At 67.0% G+C, this 22,396-nt stretch carries 21 protein-coding genes; 17 read left to right on the top strand and 4 right to left on the bottom strand.

What is annotated here, in order from left to right; all coding sequences use genetic code 11:
- The first annotated feature begins 21 nt into the window (after positions 1–21).
- From EL337_RS24915 to EL337_RS24890, 6 genes are all read left to right on the top strand, one after another.
- Complete coding sequence (locus EL337_RS24915; protein ID WP_048634152.1) at positions 22–1,035, top strand: acyl-CoA dehydrogenase family protein; 1,014 nt, start codon at positions 22–24, stop codon at positions 1,033–1,035.
- Positions 1,036–2,199 carry an acyl-CoA dehydrogenase FadE29 gene (gene fadE29 / locus EL337_RS24910; protein WP_048634151.1) on the top strand — a complete coding sequence of 388 codons (1,164 nt, stop codon included), beginning with the start codon at positions 1,036–1,038 and terminating at the stop codon, positions 2,197–2,199. It abuts the gene before it with no gap.
- 55 nt (positions 2,200–2,254) lie between these two features.
- Entirely contained in the window at positions 2,255–3,235 is a 981-nt protein-coding gene (locus tag EL337_RS24905) for a bifunctional MaoC family dehydratase N-terminal/OB-fold nucleic acid binding domain-containing protein (RefSeq protein WP_048634150.1), read from the top strand.
- A complete protein-coding gene (locus EL337_RS24900; RefSeq protein WP_048634234.1) occupies positions 3,232–3,645 on the top strand; it encodes a MaoC family dehydratase in 414 nt (137 codons plus the stop codon). Before EL337_RS24905 ends, EL337_RS24900 begins: the two co-directional genes overlap by 4 nt.
- A complete protein-coding gene (locus EL337_RS24895; protein WP_048634149.1) occupies positions 3,642–4,808 on the top strand; it encodes a 17-hydroxy-3-oxo-4-pregnene-20-carboxyl-CoA lyase in 1,167 nt (388 codons plus the stop codon). Before EL337_RS24900 ends, EL337_RS24895 begins: the two co-directional genes overlap by 4 nt.
- 72 nt (positions 4,809–4,880) lie before the next feature.
- Positions 4,881–5,588, top strand: coding sequence for a hypothetical protein (locus EL337_RS24890; protein WP_048634148.1), 708 nt, complete (start codon positions 4,881–4,883; stop codon positions 5,586–5,588).
- A 75-nt stretch (positions 5,589–5,663) separates the two neighbouring features.
- On the opposite strand, the gene EL337_RS24885 is transcribed toward EL337_RS24890, so the two are convergent.
- Entirely contained in the window at positions 5,664–6,539 is an 876-nt protein-coding gene (locus EL337_RS24885) for an MPT63 family protein (protein ID WP_048634147.1), read from the bottom strand.
- A 648-nt stretch (positions 6,540–7,187) separates the two neighbouring features.
- Between EL337_RS24885 and EL337_RS29210 the strand changes: the two genes are divergently transcribed.
- Together EL337_RS29210 and EL337_RS24875 are read left to right on the top strand one after the other, a co-directional pair.
- A complete protein-coding gene (locus EL337_RS29210; protein ID WP_220096912.1) occupies positions 7,188–8,564 on the top strand; it encodes a hypothetical protein in 1,377 nt (458 codons plus the stop codon).
- A gap of 137 nt (positions 8,565–8,701) precedes the next feature.
- Positions 8,702–9,187 carry a hypothetical protein gene (locus EL337_RS24875; RefSeq protein ID WP_048634145.1) on the top strand — a complete coding sequence of 162 codons (486 nt, stop codon included), beginning with the start codon at positions 8,702–8,704 and terminating at the stop codon, positions 9,185–9,187.
- Positions 9,188–9,193: 6 nt separating this feature from the next.
- Here the strand turns inward: EL337_RS24875 and EL337_RS24870 are convergent, their stop codons facing one another.
- Complete coding sequence (locus EL337_RS24870; protein WP_048634144.1) at positions 9,194–10,066, bottom strand: enoyl-CoA hydratase ChsH3; 873 nt, start codon at positions 10,064–10,066, stop codon at positions 9,194–9,196.
- Between the two features lie 3 nt (positions 10,067–10,069).
- Positions 10,070–11,752, bottom strand: coding sequence for a 3-oxosteroid 1-dehydrogenase (kstD, locus tag EL337_RS24865; RefSeq protein ID WP_048634233.1), 1,683 nt, complete (start codon positions 11,750–11,752; stop codon positions 10,070–10,072).
- A gap of 72 nt (positions 11,753–11,824) precedes the next feature.
- On the opposite strand from kstD, the gene EL337_RS24860 reads away from it, so the two are divergent.
- From EL337_RS24860 to EL337_RS24835, 6 genes are all read left to right on the top strand, one after another.
- Positions 11,825–12,610 carry a 2-keto-4-pentenoate hydratase gene (locus EL337_RS24860; protein ID WP_048634143.1) on the top strand — a complete coding sequence of 262 codons (786 nt, stop codon included), beginning with the start codon at positions 11,825–11,827 and terminating at the stop codon, positions 12,608–12,610.
- Between the two features lie 27 nt (positions 12,611–12,637).
- Positions 12,638–13,555 (top strand): acetaldehyde dehydrogenase (acetylating), encoded by a 918-nt coding sequence (locus EL337_RS24855; protein WP_126316670.1) that lies wholly within the window; start codon positions 12,638–12,640, stop codon positions 13,553–13,555.
- Positions 13,552–14,610, top strand: coding sequence for a 4-hydroxy-2-oxovalerate aldolase (gene dmpG, locus EL337_RS24850; RefSeq protein ID WP_048633748.1), 1,059 nt, complete (start codon positions 13,552–13,554; stop codon positions 14,608–14,610). The genes EL337_RS24855 and dmpG overlap by 4 nt, the downstream gene beginning before the upstream one ends.
- A 162-nt stretch (positions 14,611–14,772) precedes the next feature.
- Positions 14,773–15,282 (top strand): hemophore-related protein, encoded by a 510-nt coding sequence (locus tag EL337_RS24845; protein ID WP_048633749.1) that lies wholly within the window; start codon positions 14,773–14,775, stop codon positions 15,280–15,282.
- A gap of 125 nt (positions 15,283–15,407) precedes the next feature.
- Positions 15,408–16,145, top strand: coding sequence for a PAQR family membrane homeostasis protein TrhA (trhA, locus tag EL337_RS24840; RefSeq protein ID WP_083443160.1), 738 nt, complete (start codon positions 15,408–15,410; stop codon positions 16,143–16,145).
- Positions 16,146–16,185: 40 nt separating this feature from the next.
- A complete protein-coding gene (locus EL337_RS24835; protein ID WP_048633750.1) occupies positions 16,186–18,273 on the top strand; it encodes a RecQ family ATP-dependent DNA helicase in 2,088 nt (695 codons plus the stop codon).
- 3 nt (positions 18,274–18,276) lie between these two features.
- Here the strand turns inward: EL337_RS24835 and EL337_RS24830 are convergent, their stop codons facing one another.
- A complete protein-coding gene (locus EL337_RS24830) occupies positions 18,277–19,188 on the bottom strand; it encodes an IclR family transcriptional regulator (protein WP_048633751.1) in 912 nt (303 codons plus the stop codon).
- A gap of 88 nt (positions 19,189–19,276) precedes the next feature.
- Here EL337_RS24830 and EL337_RS24825 point away from each other — a divergent pair, with 88 nt between their 5' ends.
- The 3 genes from EL337_RS24825 to EL337_RS24815 are packed head-to-tail and all read left to right on the top strand — an operon-like array spanning position 19,277 to position 22,349.
- Complete coding sequence (locus tag EL337_RS24825) at positions 19,277–20,404, top strand: hypothetical protein (RefSeq protein ID WP_048633752.1); 1,128 nt, start codon at positions 19,277–19,279, stop codon at positions 20,402–20,404.
- A 5-nt stretch (positions 20,405–20,409) separates the two neighbouring features.
- Complete coding sequence (locus EL337_RS24820; RefSeq protein WP_048633753.1) at positions 20,410–21,201, top strand: SDR family oxidoreductase; 792 nt, start codon at positions 20,410–20,412, stop codon at positions 21,199–21,201.
- Positions 21,198–22,349, top strand: coding sequence for a sulfotransferase family protein (locus EL337_RS24815; protein ID WP_048633754.1), 1,152 nt, complete (start codon positions 21,198–21,200; stop codon positions 22,347–22,349). The genes EL337_RS24820 and EL337_RS24815 overlap by 4 nt, the downstream gene beginning before the upstream one ends.
- The last annotated feature ends 47 nt before the right edge of the window (positions 22,350–22,396 follow it).

The raw sequence follows: 22,396 nt of genomic DNA, 5'->3' as shown, positions 1-22,396 counted from the left end.
GACGAATCAAGGAGGATTCGGGTGGACTTCAGTCTCGACGAAGGGCAGCACGCTGTCGCCGATGTGGTGACCTCGGTGCTGGGCCGCGACAACAGCTGGGATGCTCTGGTTTCCGGCGGCGTCACCGCACTGGCGGTACCGGAACGGCTCGGCGGTGACGGGCTCGGTCTGGCCGAGATCGCCACCGCGCTGACCGAGATCGGCAGGCACGGCACCGTCAGCCCGGCGCTGGTCACCCTCGGCGGCACGGCAGTGCTGCTCGACCTCGCCACCGACGCGCAGCTGGACCGATACCTCGTCGGCGTGCCCAAGGGTGCGGTGGTGACGCTGGCGCTGAACGAGCCGGGCGCCCAGCTTCCCGACCGACCTGCGGTCACCCTCGACGGAGGCAGGCTCAACGGCACCAAGATCGCCGTAGGCTATGCCGCCCAGGCAGATTGGCTTGTCGTCACCACGAGTTCCGGCGTGGCCGTGGTGTCCGGTAAGGCCGACGGGCTGACGTTCACCAAGACCCCGGCGTCGAACGGATCCGACGAGTACGTCGTGACGTTCGCCGACGTCGCGGTCGCGGACGAGGACGTGCTGGACGGTGCGACCCCGGTCCGCGTCAACCAGCTGACGCTCGCGGTGATCGGGGCATTCGCGGCAGGTCTGGTTGCCGGTGCGCTGCGCCTGACGGCCGACTACACCGCCACCCGCGAACAGTTCGGCAGGCCGCTGTCGACCTTCCAGACTGTGGCCGCCCAGTTGTCTGAGGTCTACATCGCCTCCCGCACAATCGCTCTCGTGGCCACCTCCGCGGTGTGGCTGCTGTCGGAGGGCCGGGACGCCGGCTCGGATGTCGACGGCGAACTGGCGATACTCGGTTACTGGGTCGCCTCGCAGGCCGCGCCCGCGATGCGGCTCTGTCACCACCTGCACGGCGGAATGGGGATGGACATCACCTACCCCATGGACCGCTACTACTCGTCGATCAAGGATCTGACCCGGGTGCTCGGTGGTCCGTCGCACCGTCTGGAACTGGTGGGAGTGTAGATGTACATCGAACTGACGCCCGAGCAGCGGCAGCTGCAAGCCGAACTGCGGCAATACTTCTCGACTTTGATCACGCCGGACGAGGCGGCGGCGATGGAGACGAATCGGCACAACGAGGCTTATCGTGCGGTGATCAAGCGCATGGGCTCCGACGGCAAGCTCGGCGTGGGGTGGCCGAAGGAGTACGGCGGCCTCGGCTTCGGCCCCATCGAGCAGCAGATCTTCGTCAACGAGGCCAACCGGGCCGACGTCCCGCTGCCGCTGGTGACCCTGCAGACCGTCGGCCCCACCCTGCAGGTGTACGGCACCGAAGAGCAGAAGAAGAAGTTCCTGCCCGGAATCCTCTCTGGTGACATTCATTTCGCGATCGGCTACTCAGAACCCGATGCCGGCACCGACCTGGCCTCACTGCGGACCACGGCGGTTCGCCATGGTGACGAATACATCGTGAACGGCCAGAAGATGTGGACCACAGGCGCCCACGACGCCGACTACATCTGGCTGGCCTGCCGCACCGACCCGGAGGCTGCCAAACACAAGGGCATCTCGATCCTGATCGTCGACACCAAGGACCCGGGGTACTCCTGGACTCCGATCATCCTCTCCGACGGGGCCCATCACACCAACGCGTCCTACTACCAGGACGTGCGCGTCCCCGCCGACATGGTCGTCGGTGAGGAGAATGGCGGCTGGAAGCTCATCACCACCCAGCTGAACCACGAGCGTGTCGGTCTGGGTCCGGCCGGGCGCGTCGCCGGCATCTACGATCAGGTTCATGCCTGGGCGTCCAAGCCGGGTTCGGACGGTGTGACGCCAATCGAACACGGTGACGTGAAGCGGTTGCTCGGTCAGATCAGGGCGATCTGGCGGGTCAACGAACTGCTGAATTGGCAGGTGGCCGCGTCGGGCGAGACGATCGCCGTCGCCGACGCCGCCGCAACGAAAGTCTTCTCTACAGAACGCATTCAGGACGTCGGCCGGCTCGCCGAAGAGATCGTCGGCAAGTACGGAAATCCCGCGGATCCGGAGACCGGTGAGCTGCTCGACTGGCTGGACAAGATGAGCAAGCGCAACCTGGTGATCACCTTCGGCGGCGGGGTCAATGAGGTGATGCGCGAGATGATCGCTGCGGCGGGGCTGAAGGTTCCGAGGGTCCCGCGGTGATGTGGGGGTACCGCCCGCTGGCGATGAGCGCCTGCGCGAAGAACAGAGAAGTCAGATGAGCGCCGTCGACGACATCAAGGCAGCCGCCGACCGTGTCAAGGCCGAGGGAAAGAGCAAGCCCCGCACCGGCCGTCATCCGGTGAACCAGCCGATGGTCGACCACTGGCTGGACGCGATGGGCGACAAAAACCCCATCTATGTGGACGACGCCGCCGCCAAGGCTGCCGGTCACCCGGGCGTCGTCGCTCCGCCGGCGATGATCCAGGTGTGGACGATGATGGGGCTCGGCGGTGTCCGTCCCGACGATGACCCGCTCGGCAAGATCCTCGAATTGTTCGACGAGGCAGGCTATGTCGGGGTCGTCGCCACCAACTGCGAGCAGGTCTACCACCGCTATCTGCGACCCGGCGAGGACGTCAGCGTGTCCGCCGAGTTGACCGACGTCATCGGGCCCAAGCGGACGGCGCTCGGCGAGGGCTTCTTCATCACACAGAAGATCACCTGGCACTGTGGCGATGACGAAGACAATCCGGTCGCCGAGATGATGTGGCGCATCATGAAGTTCCGGCCGGCCGACCAGGATCAGTCGCCGACCACCGCGGCCACGATTCCCGACGACCTCGACCCAGACAAACTGATGCGCCCCGCGTCGTCGAGGGACACCAAGTTCTTCTGGGACGGGATCAATGCCCACGAACTGCGCATCCAGCGGCGCCCGGACGGGGCACTGCAGCATCCCCCTGTTCCTGCGGTCTGGCAGAAAAAGGATGCCGAAGTCGATTACGTCGTCGCATCGGGCGAGGGCACCGTGTTCAGCTACGTCGTGCACCACGCGCCGAAGGTCCCGGGCCGAACGCTTCCTTTCGTCATCGCGCTGGTGGAACTCGACGAAGGGGTGCGCATGCTCGGCGAACTGCGGGGCGTCGACTGCGCAGACGTGCAGATCGGATTGCGGGTGCGCGCAACGTATATCGATTTTCCTGACAGTGACATCAGCCCCGCCTGGACGCTGTACGCATGGGAGCCGCAAGCATGAGCGCACCGACAGCGCCGTCACCGCAAGTGGGCACGAAGCTGCCCGAACTCAAGCTCTACGGTGATCCGACCTTCATCGTCTCCACCGCCATCGCGACACGCGACTACCAGGACGTGCATCACGACCGGGACAAGGCCCAGGCGAAGGGGTCCAAGGACATCTTCGTCAACATCCTCACCGACACCGGTCTGGTGCAGCGCTTCATCACCGACTGGGCCGGGCCCACCGCCGTCGTCAGATCGATCGGACTGCGGCTCGGCGTGCCCTGGTACGCGTACGACACCGTGACGTTCACCGGTGAGGTGACCGCGGTCGAGGACGGTCTGGTCACGGTGAAGGTCACCGGAAGCAACAGCCTCGGAGATCACGTGATCGCCAACGCCACGTTGACCATCGGGGGCGCGGCATGACCGACGGACTGTCCGGCAAGGCGGCGATCGCGGGCATCGGCGCCACCGACTTCTCGAAGAACTCCGGTCGCAGCGAGCTGAGGCTGGCCGCCGAGGCGGTGCTCGACGCCCTCGACGACGCGGGGTTGGCTCCGGCGGACGTCGACGGTCTGGTGACGTTCACCATGGACTCGAACCTGGAGACCGCCGTCGCGCGTGCCACCGGCATCGGCGATCTGACGTTCTTCAGCCAGATCGGCTACGGCGGCGGTGCGGCGGCGGCAACGGTGCAACAGGCGGCGCTGGCGGTGGCGACCGGTGTCGCCGAAGTCGTCGTCGCCTACCGCGCCTTCAACGAACGCTCGGAGTTCCGCTTCGGGCAGGTGATGACCGGTTTGACCGTCAACGCCGATTCCCGCGGCGTCGAGTACAGCTGGTCCTACCCGCACGGACTGAGCACTCCCGCCGCCTCGGTGGCGATGATCGCCCAGCGGTACATGCACGAATACGGCGCGACGAGTGCAGATTTCGGCGCGGTGTCGGTCGCCGACCGCAAGCACGCCGCGAACAATCCGAAGGCGCATTTCTACGGTAAGCCGATCACCATCGAAGACCACCAGAACTCCCGGTGGATTGCCGAACCACTGCGGCTGCTGGACTGCTGCCAGGAGACCGACGGCGGGGTGGCGATCGTGGTGACCACCCCGGAGCGGGCCAAGGACCTCAAGCACCGACCCGCGGTCATCGAGGCCGCGGCGCAGGCTGCCGGGGCGGACCAGTTCACGATGTATTCGTACTATCGCGAAGAGCTCGGGCTGCCCGAGATGGGCTTGGTGGGGCGTCAACTCTGGGAGCAGTCGGGACTGAATCCGTCTGACATCCAGACCGCGATCCTCTACGACCACTTCACCCCGTACACGTTGATCCAGCTCGAGGAGCTGGGGTTCTGCGGTAAGGGTGAAGCGAAGGACTTCATCGCGAACGGGGCGATCGAGCTCGGCGGCAGACTGCCGATCAACACCCATGGCGGCCAGCTCGGCGAGGCGTACATCCACGGGATGAACGGGATCGCCGAAGGTGTGCGGCAATTGCGCGGCACGTCGGTCAACCCGGTTCCGAACGTGGAACACGTGCTGGTCACCGCGGGAACCGGAGTCCCGACCTCCGGGCTCATCCTCGGGTGAGCCCGGCGCAGGTCCACCGCCGTGGCGTGTGCCTCGCACGATCCGCCCGACGGGCCTACTACCCTTGGCCGAATGAGCTCCCGTCAGCCTGATCCCGACGACGAGGACACCGGGCCGCTCCAAGTCGACCGCGTGCGGGCAGCGTCCGCGGGCGCTGTGGGGCCGCGTTTCGACGCGCCGATGTCGGTGAATCCGCGGCCGGTGCACCGCGATCGCCGACCGGTCGTGTTGATTGCCGCCGCAACCGCTGCCGTCATCGGGTTGGGTGTCCTCGCCTGGACGTTCTGGCCGTCGTCGGAGGATGGGCAGGAATCTGCGGGCGACGTCACCACGACCACGGAGGCCGAGTCGGCGGAGCAGGCGCAGTCACGACTGCTCGCCATGGTGCCGCGCGGCTATTCCGAGGGCGCGTGTGAAGCCGTGGTCCCCACGAAAGGCGCTCTCGCTCAAGTCAGTTGCGGTCAGAACGACGACCCGGGCGGGCCGCTGACGGCCACCTACACATTGGCGACGGACGAGCAGTCGTTGAAGGAACTGTTCGACGAACACGTCAGTTCGTCATCGGTGGTGAACTGCCCCGGCAACATTCAATCGCCGGGACCGTGGCGGCGCACTGCAGCAGCCGAACAGGCCGCCGGGACACTGGTGTGCGGCTTTCAGCAGAGCAAGCCCACGGTCGCCTGGACGACCGACTCCGACGTCATGATGAGCGAGATCCAGTCGGGTCCGCAGGGCCCGAACATGGTGCAGATCTACACCTGGTGGGCGTCACATTCCTGACCGCCTGTCCGGTCGGTGAAACACGCCGTGCCGCCTGCAGGGCAGGCGGCACGGCGATGCGAGTATTCGTGTGAATCAGGCGGGCGGCGCGGGCACCACGGTGGTGGTGGGCGCTGCGGCAGCCGGCTCGGGTGTCGCACCCTCGACCGGGGTGCCGACACTTCCTGCGGGTGCCGGGGCTGCCGGCGTCGCCGCTGCGGGAACCGGCGCGGGGCCGGCCTCGGCCGCAGCTGCCCCCTCGGGCAGGGGCGTGCCCACGCTGCCTTCGGGCAGCGGTGTGCCGACGCTGCCTTCGGGTAGCGGCGTGCCCACGCTGCCTTCGGGCATCGAGGCGGGCACGGGCGTTACCGAGGTGGGCGTCGTGGCCGCGGGGGTCGCCTCCGGAGCGTCGGTGGTGGCCGCATCATCCGCACCGGACGTCGTCGGGGACGTTGCGGTGCCTGACGAGGAAGACCCGCCGCCGGATCCGGTCGCCGGAGCCGGGGCCGGAGGGGCCTCCAGCCACAGCAGCTCGTCAGGACCGCCGGAGCTGTAGAAGACGCTGTCGGGGCTCTCGCCCGTCACATCGAAGTAGATCTTGCCGCTGGTCTTCTCGCCCTGGGGCAGTGTCGAGGGATTGACGCCCTGCGGCGTGGCGACACCGAACAGCACACGGTAGGTGTCGCCGTTCTTGGCGCGTGCGTTCAGGTTCGACACGATCGGAGTCACGTCACCCGAAATCGCTTCGTCACTGGCCGTCGCCTCCCACAGCGTGCCCACCGGCTGATACGGGATGGTGTCGGTGCTGGGCTTCAGATGGCTCACCGTCCAGTGCTGGACGACGTTTCCGTTGACCAGCTCGCCGGGCTGGCCGAGCCACTGCACCTCGACATCTGCCGAGGCGAAGGGTGCTCCTGCCATGGCCACCGCGGCGGCAGCAGCGGTGGCGGCCAATGCGGGCTTGATCTTCACGCGATTTCCTCCTGGGTTCGTTGAGCGAGCAGCGAGGGTTCCCCCCCGAGCAAAATAACAGGCCGCACAAACGACCCGGTGGACTCCCCATGTGCGATGCCGCGGTGCGCACCGGTGGACGCCGGTGCGCACGGGACTGGCGCGCTGATTTGCTGACATGGTTCGACCCCACATGGCGTGCCGCCCGCACGGCCGGCGCGGCCAGCAAACGGTGTCGGCATCGTCGGCGCGGGCCAGGCTGCTCGTGCGACGGTTCGCGCCGCGACGAGCATCGACCACTGCGCCTGCGGTGTCCGTAATCTTCGGCCTACGAGCAGGGAATTTCCTATGTCAACGACAGTGGTCTCTATTTTGCTGTCAGGGGCTATGTCTGGAGCGCAATGCTCATTCCGGGACGGCACGCGCGCGCCGTCCACGCAGCATTCCGCCCGAAGGAAGGGCTGGGCCGTCGAGGTATCTGCGCCCGCGGGCGCCCGGGCGACGCACGGATGTGCGTCCAGCAGATGAACCGTTGGAGTGGCGGCCAGCAAAAGCCGGTTTTCCCGTCCGATGTCTGATAGAACTTTCCAGGTGCTGCGGACGCGGGGGTTGAACGCGGCACGTCCTCGTAACTACACAGGGGGTTAACCCATGGCAAGGCACGCCAAGATGAGCGATCGCTCGGTGGCAATCCGTACATACCTGAGCGCCGGAATGACGGCGGGCGTCGCCGGCGCGGCGCTGGTCGGCGTCGGCACATTGATGCTGATCGACGATGGCGCACCGGCCCCGTCCCAACTTGAGGTGCAGCTCGTCTCGAACGAGGAAGAGATTCCTTGGCTGTCTCTCAACGGCGGTAGCGATAAGCACAAGAATTCGCGCAGTGACGCGGCGGTAGGCACGTTCGCGCTGGCGCCGTCGAGCGCCAATCCCGCGTTCCGACCGATCATCGGACCCGGCGGCTGGTTGATCGGTGACGGTCTGGATGCCGCCGATGACTGCGAAGGCGATGCCTGCAACGGTGGCAACGGCGGTCTGCTGTGGGGCAACGGCGGCGCCGGAGCCAACGGCGGCAATGGGGGGGACGCCGGTTTCTGGTTCGGTGACGGCGGCGCCGGCGGCGCCGGAGTCGATGCCGAGTACGACAGCACAGGCAAGCTGGTCTCGGCGGCAGGCCGCGGTGGCAACGGCGGCGGCGCGTCACTGTTCGGCCGTGGCGGTGACGGCGGTGAAGGCGGCTGGAACGAGAACACCAGCAACTTCACCGGCAACAATGCCGCCCAGAACAACGCAACAGGCGGCCGCGGCGGCGCCGGCGGATCCGGCACCTTCGGCAGCGGCGGCACCGGGGGTCTCGGCGGGTTCGCCAGCTCGGTGAACGGCAACGCCACCGGCGGCGCCGGCGGCGCAGGCGGCGGCAGCGGCTACGGCACAGGCGGCACCGGCGGTGAAGGTGGCGAGGCTGAAGCCGAAGCAGCAGGAAAGGCGGCCACCGGCGGAGCCGGAGGAGCGGGCGGCACCGGGTTCCTGGGCGGCGGCGGCGAAGGTGGTCAGGGTGGCCGCGCCGAGGGTTACGAGGACGCGAACGCCACCGGCGGAGTGGGCGGCGCCGGCGGCGACACCTTCTCAGGCGGCAGCGGCGCCGGCGGCGACGGTGGCGAGGCCCTGACGCTCGACGGCACCGCAACCGGTGGGGCCGGTGGCAACGGCGGCGAGGTCGGCACCGTCGGCAACGGCGGCAGCGGCGGCCGTGGCGGGGACGCCTTCGGCGGCGTCCCGGACGAGGAAGGCGGCCCGGTGGGCAGCGGTAACGCCAAGGGCGGCAAGGGCGGAACCGGTGGCGACGGCGGCGGCCTGCTCGGCAACGGTGGTCGCGGAGGTGACGGCGGCGACGCCGACATCGAGACCGGCGGTACGGGAACTCCCACCGCCGGCTCCGGAGGTACGGGCGGCGCGAAGGGTGCGATCGGCTCCGACGGAGACGACGGCGACCCGGGGTCGGCGTCCGACGGTTCCGCCTCGGATTCCTCGGATTCCTCGGATTAGTCGGTAGGTAGTAGGCAGCTGGTTCGCCGGCATCGCGGGTTGCGATGCCGGCGAACTTGTCTGTACGGGAACGTTGAGATCAAAAGCTTTGGTGTGGGACCATTCTCGCGAGGCCCCGCGGAGGCTATGATCGCCCGGTGCCGGATTCCGTGAACTCTTCCAGTCGCTCAGGACAGCTTGTTGTCATCGCACTCATCGTCGCGGTAGCGGCCCTCGGAGTCGCGGTCTGGGCGTTGGTGAGTGCGCCGTCGTCCAGCGACACCTCGACGGCGACGGCCGATCAGTCCACTGATCCCAAGACACGGGTCTGCAGCGCGTTCGAGCTCGTACGGGGCGCAGTGTCGCTGCAGACCAACGCCAATCTCGGTCCCGACCCGGTCGCCACGCAGGCAGTGGCGGCCAATGCCCGCCTCGCCACCCTCGGCGGCGGGCAGTTCCTGTTGTCACGTCTCGATGACAAGGTGCCGGGCGATCTCGCCGATGCGGTGCGGTCCTTCGCGAACAATCTCGAGTACATCGGCATGGGGCAACTCGCCGGTGCGCCCGCCGACGATCCCACCCAGACGAACCGGATGAACGACGCACAGTCGACGTCGACAACCATCAGCGAGCTCTGCCGGTAGGCAGGGTCAGGCCGGGACGAACTCCACGCCCGCCAGCGCGACCGCGTCGTCGCGTTCCGGGGCGGTGACCACAGCACTGTAGGAGCCCGCAGCGTCTCCGGAGTTCTTCCACACGCTCACCTTCAGCGTCTCCCCGGGGAACACGACGCCGGCCATCCGCGCGCCGTAGGACTTCAGCCCGGTGACGTCGCCGTCGAGCAGGTTGTCGACCAGCGCCTTGCACGTCATGCCGTAGGTGCACAACCCGTGCAGGATGGGGCGGGGAAAGCCGGCGGCCGCGGCGAACTCCGGATCGGAGTGCAGCGGATTGCGGTCGCCGCACATCCGGTACAGCAATGCCTGCGCAGGTGAAGTCGGTACCGACAGCTCAAGGTCGGGTGCCCGATCGGACTGCGCCGGGGCAGCCGACGGTCCACGGTCGCCGCCGAAACCGCCCTCGCCACGGGCGAAGATTGACCGCTTCTGTGTCCACAGCAATGTCCCGCCGGGGTCTTTGACTTCTGTCTCCGACCAGATGACCGCCGCCTTGCCCTTGTCCCAGATCTCGGTGAAGCGGGTGACCGCGATGCCGGTGCCGGACGCCGGGACGGGACCCGGGACGGTCACGGCCTCGCTGGCGTGCAGCACCTTGCTGAGCTCGATGTCGATGCCGGGAAACCGGACTGCGGGCGGCTCGGTCATGTGGAAGCTCTGCGCCACGTTGCCGAACGTCGGCAGCACCTGCGGATGACCGTCGAGGAGGTAGCGCAGTTCACGCTTGTCCATCGGATCACCGCCGGCGCCCAGGCCGAGATGGTAGAGCTGAATGTCGCTGCTGCTCCACGAGAATTCGACCGGGTCGAGCTCGGCACCGATGGCTTCGTCGAGGTTGATGGGCACGCGCTACTCCTTGCCGGCCAGGTGACGCGCCGCGAGATATCCGAACGTCATCGCCGGTCCGATGGTGCCGCCGGGCCCGGGGTAGGTGTGTCCCATCACCGGCGCGCTGACATTGCCCGCGGCGTAGAGGCCCTCGATGACCGAACCGTCGTCACGCAGGGCGCGTCCGACGACGTCGGTGACGATGCCGCCCTTGGTGCCCAGGTCGCCCGGCACCATCTTGGCCGCGTAGAAGGGCCCGTGGCTGATCTCGCCGAGGTTGGGGTTGGGCTTGTTGGTGGGGTCACCGTAGTACCGGTCGTAAGCGCTCTCACCCCGCCGGAAGTCTTGGTCGACACCGGACCGGGCGAAGCCGTTGAAGCGCTCGACCGTGGCCTTGAAGGCGTCGGCGGGCAGGCCGGTCTTGATCGCCAGCTCATCGAGGGTGTCGGCCTTGACGATGACGCCCGACTCCATCCACTTCTTCGGAATGCGTTGTCCCGGTTGAAGTCCGGCGAAGATGTAGCGGTCGCGGTACTGCTGGTCGAACACCAGCCAGGCGGGAATGTTCTCGCCGGGACCCGCTCCCTGGCCGAACTGGCCGCCGTACATGTGGTGGCAGGCCTCGACGTAGGGCATGGATTCGTTCATGAACCGCTTGCCGGCCATGTTGACGATGATCGAGCCAGGTGAGTTGCGCTCCGACAGTGCGAACCACGGCGCGTCGACGAGCGGCACCGTCGGACCCCACCACGCGTCCTCCATGACGTCGAGTGCGGCACCGAGCTTCTCGGCGGCCAGGATGCCGTCACCGGTGTTGGCCTTGGCGCCGACAGTCCATTCGGTGGTGATCGGAGCCCGCTGGTACTTCACCCGCATCTGCTCGTTGTGCTCGAATCCGCCACTACCGAGAATCACCCCTCGACGAGCTCGGATGAGTTGCGGCTCGGCCGATTCGGCGTCGCCCGCTGCTTTGACGTAGATGCCGCGTACGACGCCGTCCTCGACGTAGAGGTCCGTCAGTGCGGTGTTGAGCAGCACGGGAACGCCGGCCTTCTGCAGGCCGATACGCAAGGGGGCGATGAGTGCACGGCCCATGCCGACGAGGTTCTTGCCGGTGACCTTGCCCCATGTCGCCCGGATGCCGACCTTGAGGCTGCGCAGCACGCCGCGGGGATGTCGCTTGAGCTGGTTGAGTCGCACGTAATCCTGCTGAAGCACGACCATGTTCATCGGGACCTTGCCGTACGGCGGCTCGAGTCCGGGTAGATCGGCGCCCAGCTTGTTGGCGTTGAACGGCTTCGGCTCCACCGACCGGCCGGTGGCCTTGCCGCCGGGGGTCTCGGGGTAGTAGTCGGAGTAGTTCGGCACCCAGCACAGCTTCAGCGGCGAGTGCTTCAGCACGAACGACAGCATCTCGGGCCCGCGATCGAGATAGGTGTCGATCTTCTCGGCGGGCACGACGTCGCCGATGATGGTGTGCAGGTAGGTACGCGCCGCCTCCCGGGTGTCCGAGACTCCGTCGCGTTTGAGCACCTCGTTGTTCGGAATCCATACGCCACCACCTGACCGCGCAGTGGAACCGCCATAGTGCGCGGCCTTCTCGACGACTATCGTCGAGAGTCCCTGGTGAGCGGCGGTGAGGGCGGCGACCATACCCGCGGCGCCGCTGCCGACCACGACGACGTCATACTCCTGCTCCGTCATGTAGAACACGTTATAGAATTGCCCGGCCGACTAACAACTGGGCCGGTCGAAGAAACGAGGGGACTTCACTTCATGTTGGCCGTTGAGGTGCGCGAGAAGCTGGCAGCGGAGCTGGCGCAGGCTGAGCGCAGCCGCGAACCGATCAGCCCGTTGACCGACGGGAATCCCGATATCGATGTGGTGGACGCCTACGAGATCCAGTTGATCAACATCCGGCAGAAGGTCGCCGAGGGCGCCCGGATCATCGGTCACAAGGTCGGCCTGTCGTCGGAGGCCATGCAGAAGATGATGAACGTCGACGAACCCGATTACGGGCATCTGCTCGACGACATGCAGGTGTTCGAGGATCAGCCGGTGAAGTCCGGCCGGTTCCTGTACCCGCGCGTCGAGGTCGAGGTCGGCTTCATCCTGTCCGACGACCTGCCCGGCGCAGGCTGCACCGAAGACGACGTGTTGGCGGCGACGGCGGCGTTCGCCCCGTCGATCGAGCTCATCGACACACGGATCACGAACTGGCAGATCAAGTTGTGCGACACCATCGCCGACAATGCGTCCTCTGCCGGCTGGGTGTTGGGCGAGGCGCGGGTGTCGCCGAAGGACATCGACATCAAGAACATCAATGCGGTGTTGACCAACAACGGTGAGGTGGTCGCCGAAGGCCGCAGCGATGCGGTGCTGGGAAACCCGGTGACGGCGGTGGCGTGGCTGGCCCGCAAGGTGGAGGCGTTCGGCGTCCGGCTCAAGGCAGGCGACATCGTGTTGCCGGGGTCGTGCACCCGTGCGATAGATGCACCCCCGGGCAGCCATTTCGTTGCCGACTTCAGCGGGTTAGGTTCAGTACGACTCGATTTCGAGTGAAGTCTTTGCGAACAGTTAGGGATGACAATGCCTGACAAGGCGTCTGTGGCGATCGTCGGATCCGGCAATATCAGTACTGATTTGCTCTACAAGCTGTTGCGGTCGGAGTGGTTGGAGCCGCGGTGGATGATCGGTATCGATCCGGAGAGTGAGGGGCTGGCGCGGGCCCGGAAGTTGGGTTTGGAGACCAGTCATGAGGGTGTGAACTGGTTGTTGGGTCAGAGTGAGTTGCCGGATCTGGTGTTCGAGGCCACGAGTGCGTATGTGCATCGGGACGCGGCGCCGCGGTATGCCGAGGCGGGTATCCGGGCGATCGACCTGACTCCGGCGGCGGTGGGTCCCGGGGTGATCCCGCCGGCGAACTTGCGTGCGCATCTGGATGCGCCGAACGTCAACATGGTGACCTGCGGTGGGCAGGCCACGATTCCGATGGTGTATGCGGTGAGCCGTGTGGTGGACGTGCCGTACGCCGAGATCGTGGCGTCGGTGTCGTCGGCGTCGGCGGGTCCGGGGACGCGGGCCAATATTGATGAGTTCACCAAGACCACCAGTGCGGGGGTGGAGGTGATCGGCGGCGCCAAGCGAGGCAAGGCGATCATCATCTTGAATCCGGCGGATCCGCCGATGATCATGCGCGACACCATTTTCTGCGCGATCCCCGAAGACGCCGACCACGACGCGATCACGGAGTCGATCAAGGACGTCGTCGCCCAGGTGCAGACCTATGTGCCGGGTTATCGCCTGCTCAATGAGCCGCAGTTCGACGAGCCGACGGTGTACAACGGCGGCAATCACCTGGTCACCACGTTCGTCGAGGTCGAGGGTGCGGGTGACTATCTGCCGCCGTATGCCGGAAATCTCGACATCATGACCGCTGCGGCGACCAAGGTGGGCGAGGAGATCGCCCAGGAAATCCTGGCTGCCACCACAGGAGGCCACGCATGAGTACCGACGGCATCTACTTCGACCCGATGTGGGATGTCCGGATGACGGACACCTCGCTGCGCGACGGCAGCCACCATAAGCGTCACCAGTTCACCAAGGACGAGGTCGGTTCTATCGTCGCCGCCCTCGATACCGCGGGTGTGCCGGTCATCGAGGTGACCCACGGCGACGGATTGGGTGGGTCGAGCTTCAACTACGGGTTTTCCAAGACCCCGGAGCAGGAGCTCATCAAGCTGGCCGCGGAGACGGCCAAGGAATCCAAGATCGCGTTCCTGATGCTGCCGGGGGTGGGCACCAAGGAAGACATCAAGGAAGCCCAGAACAACGGCGGTTCGATCTGCCGGATCGCCACCCACTGCACCGAGGCCGATGTCTCCATCCAGCATTTCGGCCTGGCCCGTGAACTGGGTCTGGAGACGGTCGGGTTTCTGATGATGAGCCACACCATCTCCCCGGAGAAGCTGGCTGCCCAGGCCCGGATCATGGCCGATGCGGGTTGTCAGTGTGTGTATGTCGTGGACTCTGCGGGTGCGCTGGTGCTCGAGGGTGTCGCCGACAGGGTCAGTGCGTTGGTGGCCGAGCTCGGCGATGACGCCCAAGTGGGCTTCCACGGGCACGAGAACCTGGGCCTGGGGGTGGCCAACAGCATCGAGGCGGTCCGCGCGGGTGCCAAGCAGATCGACGGGTCGTGCCGGCGGTTCGGCGCCGGGGCAGGAAATGCGCCGGTCGAGGCGCTGATCGGGGTGTTCGACAAGATCGGTGTCAAGACCGGGATCGATTTCTTCGACATCGCCGATGCCGCCGAAGAGGTCGTCGCTCCGGCGATGCCGGCCGAGTGCCTGCTGGACCGCAATGCCCTGATCATGGGCTACTCCGGGGTGTATTCCAGCTTCCTCAAACACGCCATCCGTCAATCCGAACGCTACGGCGTGCCCGCCCACCAACTGCTCCACCGCGCCGGCCAACGCAAACTCATCGGCGGCCAGGAAGACCAACTCATCGACATCGCACTGGAAATCAAACGCGAACAAGAAGCCGCCGCGACACCCGGTTAGCGATCTTTCTTCAGTGCCGTCTGGGCGGGTCTGGCCTGCGGCGATGCCGACGCGGGCGCGGTGATTGACGCCGATGCGTGTTTGACCGGCGGTAATAGGGGCTAGGCCTTGGGTGCGACCGAACGGTTGCAGACTTGATCTATGCAGAAGGACTGATTTTTCATGACTTCGACCCTCACGACCGTGCGCCGTGGACTGTTCGGCATGTTTGCCGGAGGCGTGCTCGCCTTCGGGTCGGCGGCGATCATCGCCCCGGTGGCCGGTGCGCAGCCCGCCCCGGCTCCCAACCCCGAGTGCACCGCCAGCAACGTGGCGGGAACCGTGAGCACCGCGGCAGCCTCCGAGGGTGCCTACCTCACCGCGAACCCGCTGACCAACGAGGCGTTGACCACCATCTCGGCGCAGCCTGAGGCGACGAGCGCCTACGCCGCGTTCTTCGCCGAGAACCCGCAGGTTCAGCAGGAGCTGACGGCTATCCACCAGCCGGTCAGTGCCCTGCGCGACAACTGCGGCGTGATGGCGGTGCCCACCCCTGTCGCCCAGGCAGTCTGGGACAGCGGCATGATGCCGGAGGCTCCCGCAATGGGAACGCCGGCAGATTCCGCGATGGGTGAAACTCCGGTGACGCCCGCACCTGCCGCCCCGGCCGCCACCGAGATGCCGATGCGTTGAGGATTCACGTCACAGTCTGATTGCACTTGCCGTGTTCGCGCTGTTGCGCGGGCACGGCAGGTCCCATCTTGCGGGGTCGGACGCTAGGCTTGCGTCCGCTCCCGCGATCTGTGGGAGCCCGCTGTATGTGTAAGGCGCGGCACTCTGCCACCATCGGAGACGTCCTGATCGACGGCAACCCGCCCGCCGGCCCCAACTTCGGAGTCGACCTCGTCGTCGATCTCGTCGACACGCCCCGCGCCCGTGGCTGGATTCATCTCGTGTCCACTGTCGTCGCCGTATTCGCCGGCGTCGCGCTGATCCAGGGCGCGTGGCTCGCCACGACGCCGCACGCCTGGTGGGCTGCGTCGGTGTACGCGGTGGGCGTCGTCGCGATGTTCGGGGTCAGTGCGACGTATCACCGGGTGACGTGGGGTTCGCCGCTGGCGGAGAAGTGGATGATGCGGCTCGACCACTCGATCATCTTCGTCTTCATCGCCGCGTGTTACACGCCGCTTGCCATGCTGGCCATGCCGCCGGACATCGGCATCGAGGTACTCACGATCGTGTGGACCGGCGCAGCGGCAGGCGTCGCGCTCAAGATGTTCTGGCCGTCGGCGCCGCGGTGGGTGGGGATACCGCTGTATCTGATGCTCGGTTATGTGGCCCTCTGGTTCGCGGGAACGCTGCTCGATCAGGCCGGGGCCACCGTCGTCGCGCTGCTGATCGCCGGCGGCGTGCTGTACAACGTCGGCGCGGTGCTCTACGGGGTGCGCTGGCCCAATCCGTGGCCCGCAACGTTCGGGCATCACGAGTTCTTCCACGCGTTCACCGTCGCCGCCGCGGCGTGCCACTTCGTCGCAATCTGGCTGATAGTCCATTAGCCCGCCGGCAGGCGTCACACCCACCGGGCACGATGGCGGCATGGCTACGCGCGCCGACGCACAGGCGATCCTCGAACAACTGGCGGGTCCGCGCGCCGTGCTGCGCGACGATCAGTGGACCGCCATCGAGGCGCTCGTCGTACACCGGCGCCGGGCACTGGTGGTCCAGCGCACCGGGTGGGGCAAGTCGGCGGTCTACTTCATCGCGGCCAAGCTCCTGCGTGCCGCCGGGCACGGACCCACGGTCATCGTGTCGCCGCTTCTGGCACTGATGCGCAACCAGGTCGCCGCGGCGGACCGCGCGGGCGTGCACGCCGCCACCATCAACTCCAGCAACGTGACGGACTGGTCCGAGGTCCACGACCGGGTGCGCGGTGGCGATCTCGACGTGCTGCTCGTCAGCCCAGAACGGCTCAACAACCCCGACTTTCGTGACGAGGTGCTGCCCGCTCTGGCCACCGACGCCGGGCTGGTTGTCGTCGACGAAGCGCACTGTGTGTCGGACTGGGGGCACGACTTCCGGCCCGACTACCGCCGCATCCGCACGCTGCTGGCCGACCTCGGGCCGGACGTGCCCGTGCTCGCCACCACCGCCACCGCCAACGACCGCGTGGTCGCCGACGTTGCGGCACAGCTGGGCGTCGGAGGGGGAGACACGCTGGTGCTCCGCGGCGGCCTGGACCGTGAGTCGCTGCGGCTTTCGGTCGTCACCGCCGGCTCTCCCGCGCAGCGCGCCGCATGGCTTGTCGCGCAACTGGATTCGCTGCCCGGCTCGGGAATCGTGTACACATTGACCGTCGCGCAGGCCAATGACGTGGCGGCCCTGCTCGCCGAGCACGGGCACAAGGTTGCGTCCTACACCGGCGCCACCGAGGCGGCCGAGCGCGAACAGCTCGAAGCGGACCTGCTCGCCAATCGCGTCAAAGCGCTGATCGCCACGTCCGCCCTCGGCATGGGCTTCGACAAACCCGACCTGGGTTTCGTCGTCCATCTGGGCGCCCCGTCCTCGCCGATCGCCTACTACCAACAGGTCGGCCGCGCGGGTCGCGCGACGGACAGCGCCGAGGTGATCCTGCTGCCCGGGCGTGAGGACCAGGACGTCTGGCGCTACTTCGCGTCGGTGGCGTTCCCGTCGGAGGCGATGGTGCGCAATGTGATTCGTGCGCTCGAGCCGGACCGCCCGCAGTCGACGGCGGCGCTGGAGCCTCTCGTCGATCTTGGGCGCTCCCGGCTGGAGATGGTGCTGAAGGTACTCGACGTCGACGGTGCGGTGCGGCGGGTCAAGGGTGGCTGGATCGCCACGGGCGAAGACTGGGGTTACGACGAACAGCGTTACCGGACCCTCGACGAGGCTCGCAGGCGCGAACAGCAGGCGATGCTCGACTACCAGTCCACCGACGGCTGCCGGATGGCATTTCTGCGCGGTCAGCTCGACGATCCTGAGCTCCGCCCCGGCGAACGATGCGGCCGGTGCGACAACTGCGCCGGCGTGCGGCACTCCGCCGCCGTCGATGCGGCGGTGGCCGAGGACTCCCGGCAACGGCTGATGCGGCCGGGCGTGGTGCTCGCTCCGCGCAAGCAGTGGCCGACAGGGCTCGGCAAGCTGGGGCTCGACCTCAGCGGCCGCATAGCCGACGGTCCCTCGCCCGGCCGTGTCATCGGCAGGCTCACCGATCTGGGCTGGGGTGCCCGCCTGCGCAAGCTGCTCGACGAGGCCGACGGCGAGGCATCCGACGATGTCGTACAGGCGGCGGTGAAGGTGCTCGCGTCCTGGACCTGGGAAACACGCCCGACGGCGGTCATGGCGCTCGACTCGGACCGCCACCCGCTGCTGATCTCCTCGCTCGCCCGCAAGCTGGCCGAGCTGGGCCGCCTGACCGACCTCGGAGTGCTTCGGTACGCACCGGAACGGCGGCCGGTGGCCGCGGCGAACTCGGCGTATCGAGTAGCCGCACTGCACCGGGCGTGGTCGCCGCCCGATCCCGGCCCGATTCGCGCGGCCGGCGGACCCGTGCTGCTCGTGGATGATCTGGCCGACACCGGGTGGACCCTGACCATGGCCGCCCGGGTGGTCCGCGAGGCCGGCGCGCCCGAGGTGCTCCCGTTCGCGCTGGCCGGTACCTCGTAGCGTTCAGCCGAACGACGGCTTGGCCCCACTGAGCTGGACGGTCACCGCGTCCGCGGTGGCCACCACGGCGCGCGCCCGCTCGGAGATCTCGTGGTCGGTCAACGGCTTTCCGATGTGCATCGACGCGACCATCACCTGGCGCTGGTAATGGTCGTACACCGGAGCCGAGATGACGCTGATGTCATGCCTTCCGCGGCCAGTGCTTTCGCCGCGCAGATACACCCGCTCACCGATGTCGGACACCAATTCGCCCAGCAGAGCCCGTAATTCGTCGGGCAGAGTGGTCGGCATGCCGGCCATCAGCGAGTAGAGCCTTCTGCCGCCTGCGGTCTGGCGTTCCACGAGGTAGCCGTCGGCCCGGCACGAGGAGATCACCCGGCTCAGCCGATCCACGTCGGTGCGCAACGGAATCGTGGGTTGCATGGCCAACCAGTTGCGCTCGGCCTCGTCGTCCCAGAGCACGAACATCAAGCCGACCGGCGGTGCGAACGGGTAGCTCTGGCCTACCTCCACCCCCGGCCGCACCCCCGCGGGGGCCACCAGGTCCAGCAGCGTGATGCGATCGTCGACCACTGCAGACAGAGCCGCGGTGGCACCGTAGCGCGACGACAGCCGGCGCAGCTGCTCGCGCGCGGCGGGTCTGACGCGCATGGACTCCTGAGCCTTGTGGCCGAGGGTGATGAGCGACGGACCCAGGCGATACGTCTTGTCCGCAGGGTCGCGCACCAGGTAACCCGCCTCGGCGAGAGACGTGACGATGCCGAGACACGTCGGCTTGCTCAGCCCGACGCGACGGGCCAGTTCGGACACCCCGAAGCGCTCACCGGGCCGGCCTGCGAGGAAGTCCAGGATCCCGACGACGCGATCGGTCGGCGGTGAGGCGCGGCCGGACGGAGCGGGGGAGGGCGCGGACATGGAGGCAATGTACGCGTCTTTGTTCCATATATGAACCGCGGTGGTCGATATATTGACTCCGCGATAGAACGCGTTCTAGTTTCGGGGGGTGTATTCGCAGCCGCTCAACGACGCCATCGCCGAGGCGGAGGGCTTGGTCGCCGCCGCACCGTTCATCGAAACCGAAGCGGATCTCCTCGAGGGACTGCAGTACCTCGCCGGGTGTATCGCCGCGTGCACGCATGTGGCCTTCGACTACGACCGTGACCATCCCTTCCTGCACGAGGGCACCGGCCCGTTCACCAAGATGGGCCTGGACAACCCGGACACCATGTACTTCGGCACCCGGGTGCAGCCCGGGCACGAGTACGTCGTCACGGGTCGGCGGGGCACCACCACGGATGTCAGCTTCCAGCTGCTCGGTGGCGAGTACACCGACGAAGTAGTGCCGGACAGCGAGACGGCGTTCGACGACCGCAAGCTCGACATCGCGTCCGACGGCACCTTCGAGTGGCGGTTCACTCCCGACACCCCGTCACAGCTGGTGATCCGCGAGGTCTACAACGACTGGTCCGCGCAGCGGGGGTCGTTCGCCATCGCGCGTACCGATACCGCGGGGACCGCACCACCGCCGCTCACCAAGGAACTCATCGAGAAGCGGTATGCCGTCGCGGGCAAGCAGCTGGTGCAGCGTGTCAAGACCTGGCTGCAGTTCCCGCAGTGGTTCTACAACGACACCGAGCCGAACGCTCTGGTGCCGCCGCGACTCACCCCCGGCGGGCTGGCGACGCAGTACTCCTCGGCGGGGCAGTTCGATCTGGCCGAGGATCAGGCGCTCGTCATCACCCTGCCCGTCACCGACGCCCCCTATCTGGGATTTCAGCTCGGTAGCCTCTGGTACATCTCACTGGACTACATCAATCACCAGACGTCGCTCAACGGTACTCAGGCCCAGGCGGATCCGGACGGCAAGATCCGCATCGTCGTCGCCGACCGGAACCCGGGCGTGACCAACTGGGTGGAGACACTGGGGCACCGCAAGGGCTTCCTGCAGTTCCGGTGGCAGCGGGTGTCGCGCGAACTGACCGCCGCAGACGGCCCGACGGTCGAGCTCGTCGGCGTCGATCAGGTGGCGTCGGCGCTGCCCTATTACGAGTCCAACAAGATCTCAGAAGAAGACTGGCGCGCACGTATTGCGCTGCGTCAGAAGCAGATCGGCGAAAGAATGGTGGGTTGACGAAAATGACGGGTTCCGGAGGACTTCTCGAAGGCAAGGTCGTGGTGATCAGCGGCGTGGGACCGGCCCTGGGTACCACGCTTGCGCGCCGATGCGCCGAGGCGGGCGCGGACCTCGTGCTGGCCGCGCGCACTGTCGAGCGCCTCGACGACGTCGCCAAGCAGATCACCGATCTCGGTCGGCGCGCAGTGTCGGTCGGCACGGACATCACCGACGACGCGCAGGTGAGCAATCTCGTCGAGGAGTCGCTCAAGGCCTACGGCAAGGTCGATGTACTGATCAACAACGCATTTCGCGTGCCGTCGATGAAGCCCTTCGCCAACACCACGTTCGAGCACATGCGTGATGCGATCGAGCTGACGGTCTTCGGCGCGCTGCGGATGGTGCAGGCCTTCACCCCGGCGCTGGCCGAGGCCAACGGTTCGGTCGTCAACGTGAACTCCATGGTGGTCCGGCACTCGCAGGCCAAGTACGGCGCCTACAAGATGGCCAAGTCGGCGCTGCTGGCGATGTCGCAGACTCTGGCCACCGAGCTGGGCGAGCAGGGCATTCGCGTCAATTCTGTTCTCCCCGGCTATATCTGGGGCGGCACGCTGGAGTCCTACTTCACCCACCAGGCCGGCAAGTACGGCACCACGGTCGACGAGATCTACAAGGCCACCGCGGCAGCGTCGGATCTGAAGCGCCTGCCCACCGAGGACGAGGTGGCGTCGGCCATCCTGTTCATGGCCAGTGACCTGTCCAGCGGCATCACCGGGCAGACGCTCGACGTCAACTGCGGGGAGCACAAGGCATGAGCTCGAGCGCCCGCACCAACGTGGGCACCGTCGAGGATCTGCACGCCTCGGCGGTGAAGGCCTGCGGGCTGGACGATTTCGGTTCCGATGACGACAACTATCGCGAGGCGCTCGCCGTTTTGCTCGAGTCGTTCCAGCGCGACGCGGATCTGACCGAGCTCGGCAGCAAGATGCAGCGATTCTTCGTCCGCAACGCGCTGGTGGCCCGTCTGGTCTCGGAGGCGGCATTCAAGCAGTACCCGCAACACGCGGACGTCCCGATCGAGCGGCCGATCTTCGTCACCGGCCTACCTCGCACCGGTACCACCGCCGTGCACCGGTTGCTGGCCGCCGACCCGCGTCACCAAGGCCTGGAGCTGTGGCTGGCCGAGTTCCCGCAGCCCCGGCCGCCGCGGGAAACCTGGTCGCAGAACCCGGTTTTTCAGCAGCTCGACGCGCAGTTCACCAAGGCGCACGCGGAGAACCCGGACTACACCGGCCTGCACTTCATGACGGCCGACGAGGTCGAGGAATGCTGGCAGCTGCTGCGCCAGTCGCTGCATTCGGTGTCCTACGAGACGCTGGCGCACGTGCCCACGTACTCGCAGTGGCTGTCGCGTCAGGACTGGACCAAGTCCTATCAGCGGCACCGCAAGAATCTGCAACTCATCGGGCTGAACGACCCCGAGAAGCGCTGGGTGCTCAAGAATCCCAGTCACCTGTTCGCACTCGATGCGCTGTTCGCGGCGTATCCGGACGCCTTGGTGGTGCAGTGCCACCGGCCGGCGGAGACGATCATGGCGTCGATGTGCTCGCTGGCTCAGCACACCACAGCGGGCTGGTCCAACGTGTTCGACGGCGCCGTCATCGGCGCCGACTCGATGGAGACGTGGTCGCGCGGTCTGGAGTTGTTCAACGCCGAACGCGCCAAACATGATCCGGCGCAGTTCTACGACCTGGACTACTTCGCGCTCATCAAGGACCCGGTCGGCGCCGTCGCCGACATCTACCGTGCGTTCGGTATCGACTTCACCGATGCCGCGCGCGAGACGATGACGAACACCCACGAAGAGAGCAAGAAGGGGCCTCGGGCCCCCAAGCACACGTATTCTCTGGCGGATTACGGTCTGACCGACGAGCAGGTCAAGGAGCGGTTCAGGGGGCTCTGACCCGACACCCGGAGATCGTGAACCACACGTTCCGGCGTCGGTGTGCG

This window comes from Mycolicibacterium aurum, from assembly GCF_900637195.1.
Lineage (GTDB): Bacteria > Actinomycetota > Actinomycetes > Mycobacteriales > Mycobacteriaceae > Mycobacterium > Mycobacterium aurum.
The sequence above is the reverse complement of the archived record's forward strand: the minus strand, read 5'-3'. Positions and strand labels throughout refer to the sequence as shown.

Coding starts and splice junctions, on each gene's coding strand:
- fadE29 (WP_048634151.1), top strand. CDS start 1,036: ATGTACATCGAACTGACGCCCGAGCAGCGGCAGCTGCAAGCCGAACTG.
- EL337_RS24905 (WP_048634150.1), top strand. CDS start 2,255: ATGAGCGCCGTCGACGACATCAAGGCAGCCGCCGACCGTGTCAAGGCC.
- EL337_RS24900 (WP_048634234.1), top strand. CDS start 3,232: ATGAGCGCACCGACAGCGCCGTCACCGCAAGTGGGCACGAAGCTGCCC.
- EL337_RS24895 (WP_048634149.1), top strand. CDS start 3,642: ATGACCGACGGACTGTCCGGCAAGGCGGCGATCGCGGGCATCGGCGCC.
- EL337_RS24890 (WP_048634148.1), top strand. CDS start 4,881: ATGAGCTCCCGTCAGCCTGATCCCGACGACGAGGACACCGGGCCGCTC.
- EL337_RS29210 (WP_220096912.1), top strand. CDS start 7,188: ATGAGCGATCGCTCGGTGGCAATCCGTACATACCTGAGCGCCGGAATG.
- kstD (WP_048634233.1), bottom strand. CDS start 11,752: ATGACGGAGCAGGAGTATGACGTCGTCGTGGTCGGCAGCGGCGCCGCG.
- EL337_RS24860 (WP_048634143.1), top strand. CDS start 11,825: ATGTTGGCCGTTGAGGTGCGCGAGAAGCTGGCAGCGGAGCTGGCGCAG.
- EL337_RS24855 (WP_126316670.1), top strand. CDS start 12,638: ATGCCTGACAAGGCGTCTGTGGCGATCGTCGGATCCGGCAATATCAGT.
- dmpG (WP_048633748.1), top strand. CDS start 13,552: ATGAGTACCGACGGCATCTACTTCGACCCGATGTGGGATGTCCGGATG.
- EL337_RS24845 (WP_048633749.1), top strand. CDS start 14,773: ATGACTTCGACCCTCACGACCGTGCGCCGTGGACTGTTCGGCATGTTT.
- trhA (WP_083443160.1), top strand. CDS start 15,408: ATGTGTAAGGCGCGGCACTCTGCCACCATCGGAGACGTCCTGATCGAC.
- EL337_RS24835 (WP_048633750.1), top strand. CDS start 16,186: ATGGCTACGCGCGCCGACGCACAGGCGATCCTCGAACAACTGGCGGGT.
- EL337_RS24830 (WP_048633751.1), bottom strand. CDS start 19,188: ATGTCCGCGCCCTCCCCCGCTCCGTCCGGCCGCGCCTCACCGCCGACC.
- EL337_RS24820 (WP_048633753.1), top strand. CDS start 20,410: ATGACGGGTTCCGGAGGACTTCTCGAAGGCAAGGTCGTGGTGATCAGC.
- EL337_RS24815 (WP_048633754.1), top strand. CDS start 21,198: ATGAGCTCGAGCGCCCGCACCAACGTGGGCACCGTCGAGGATCTGCAC.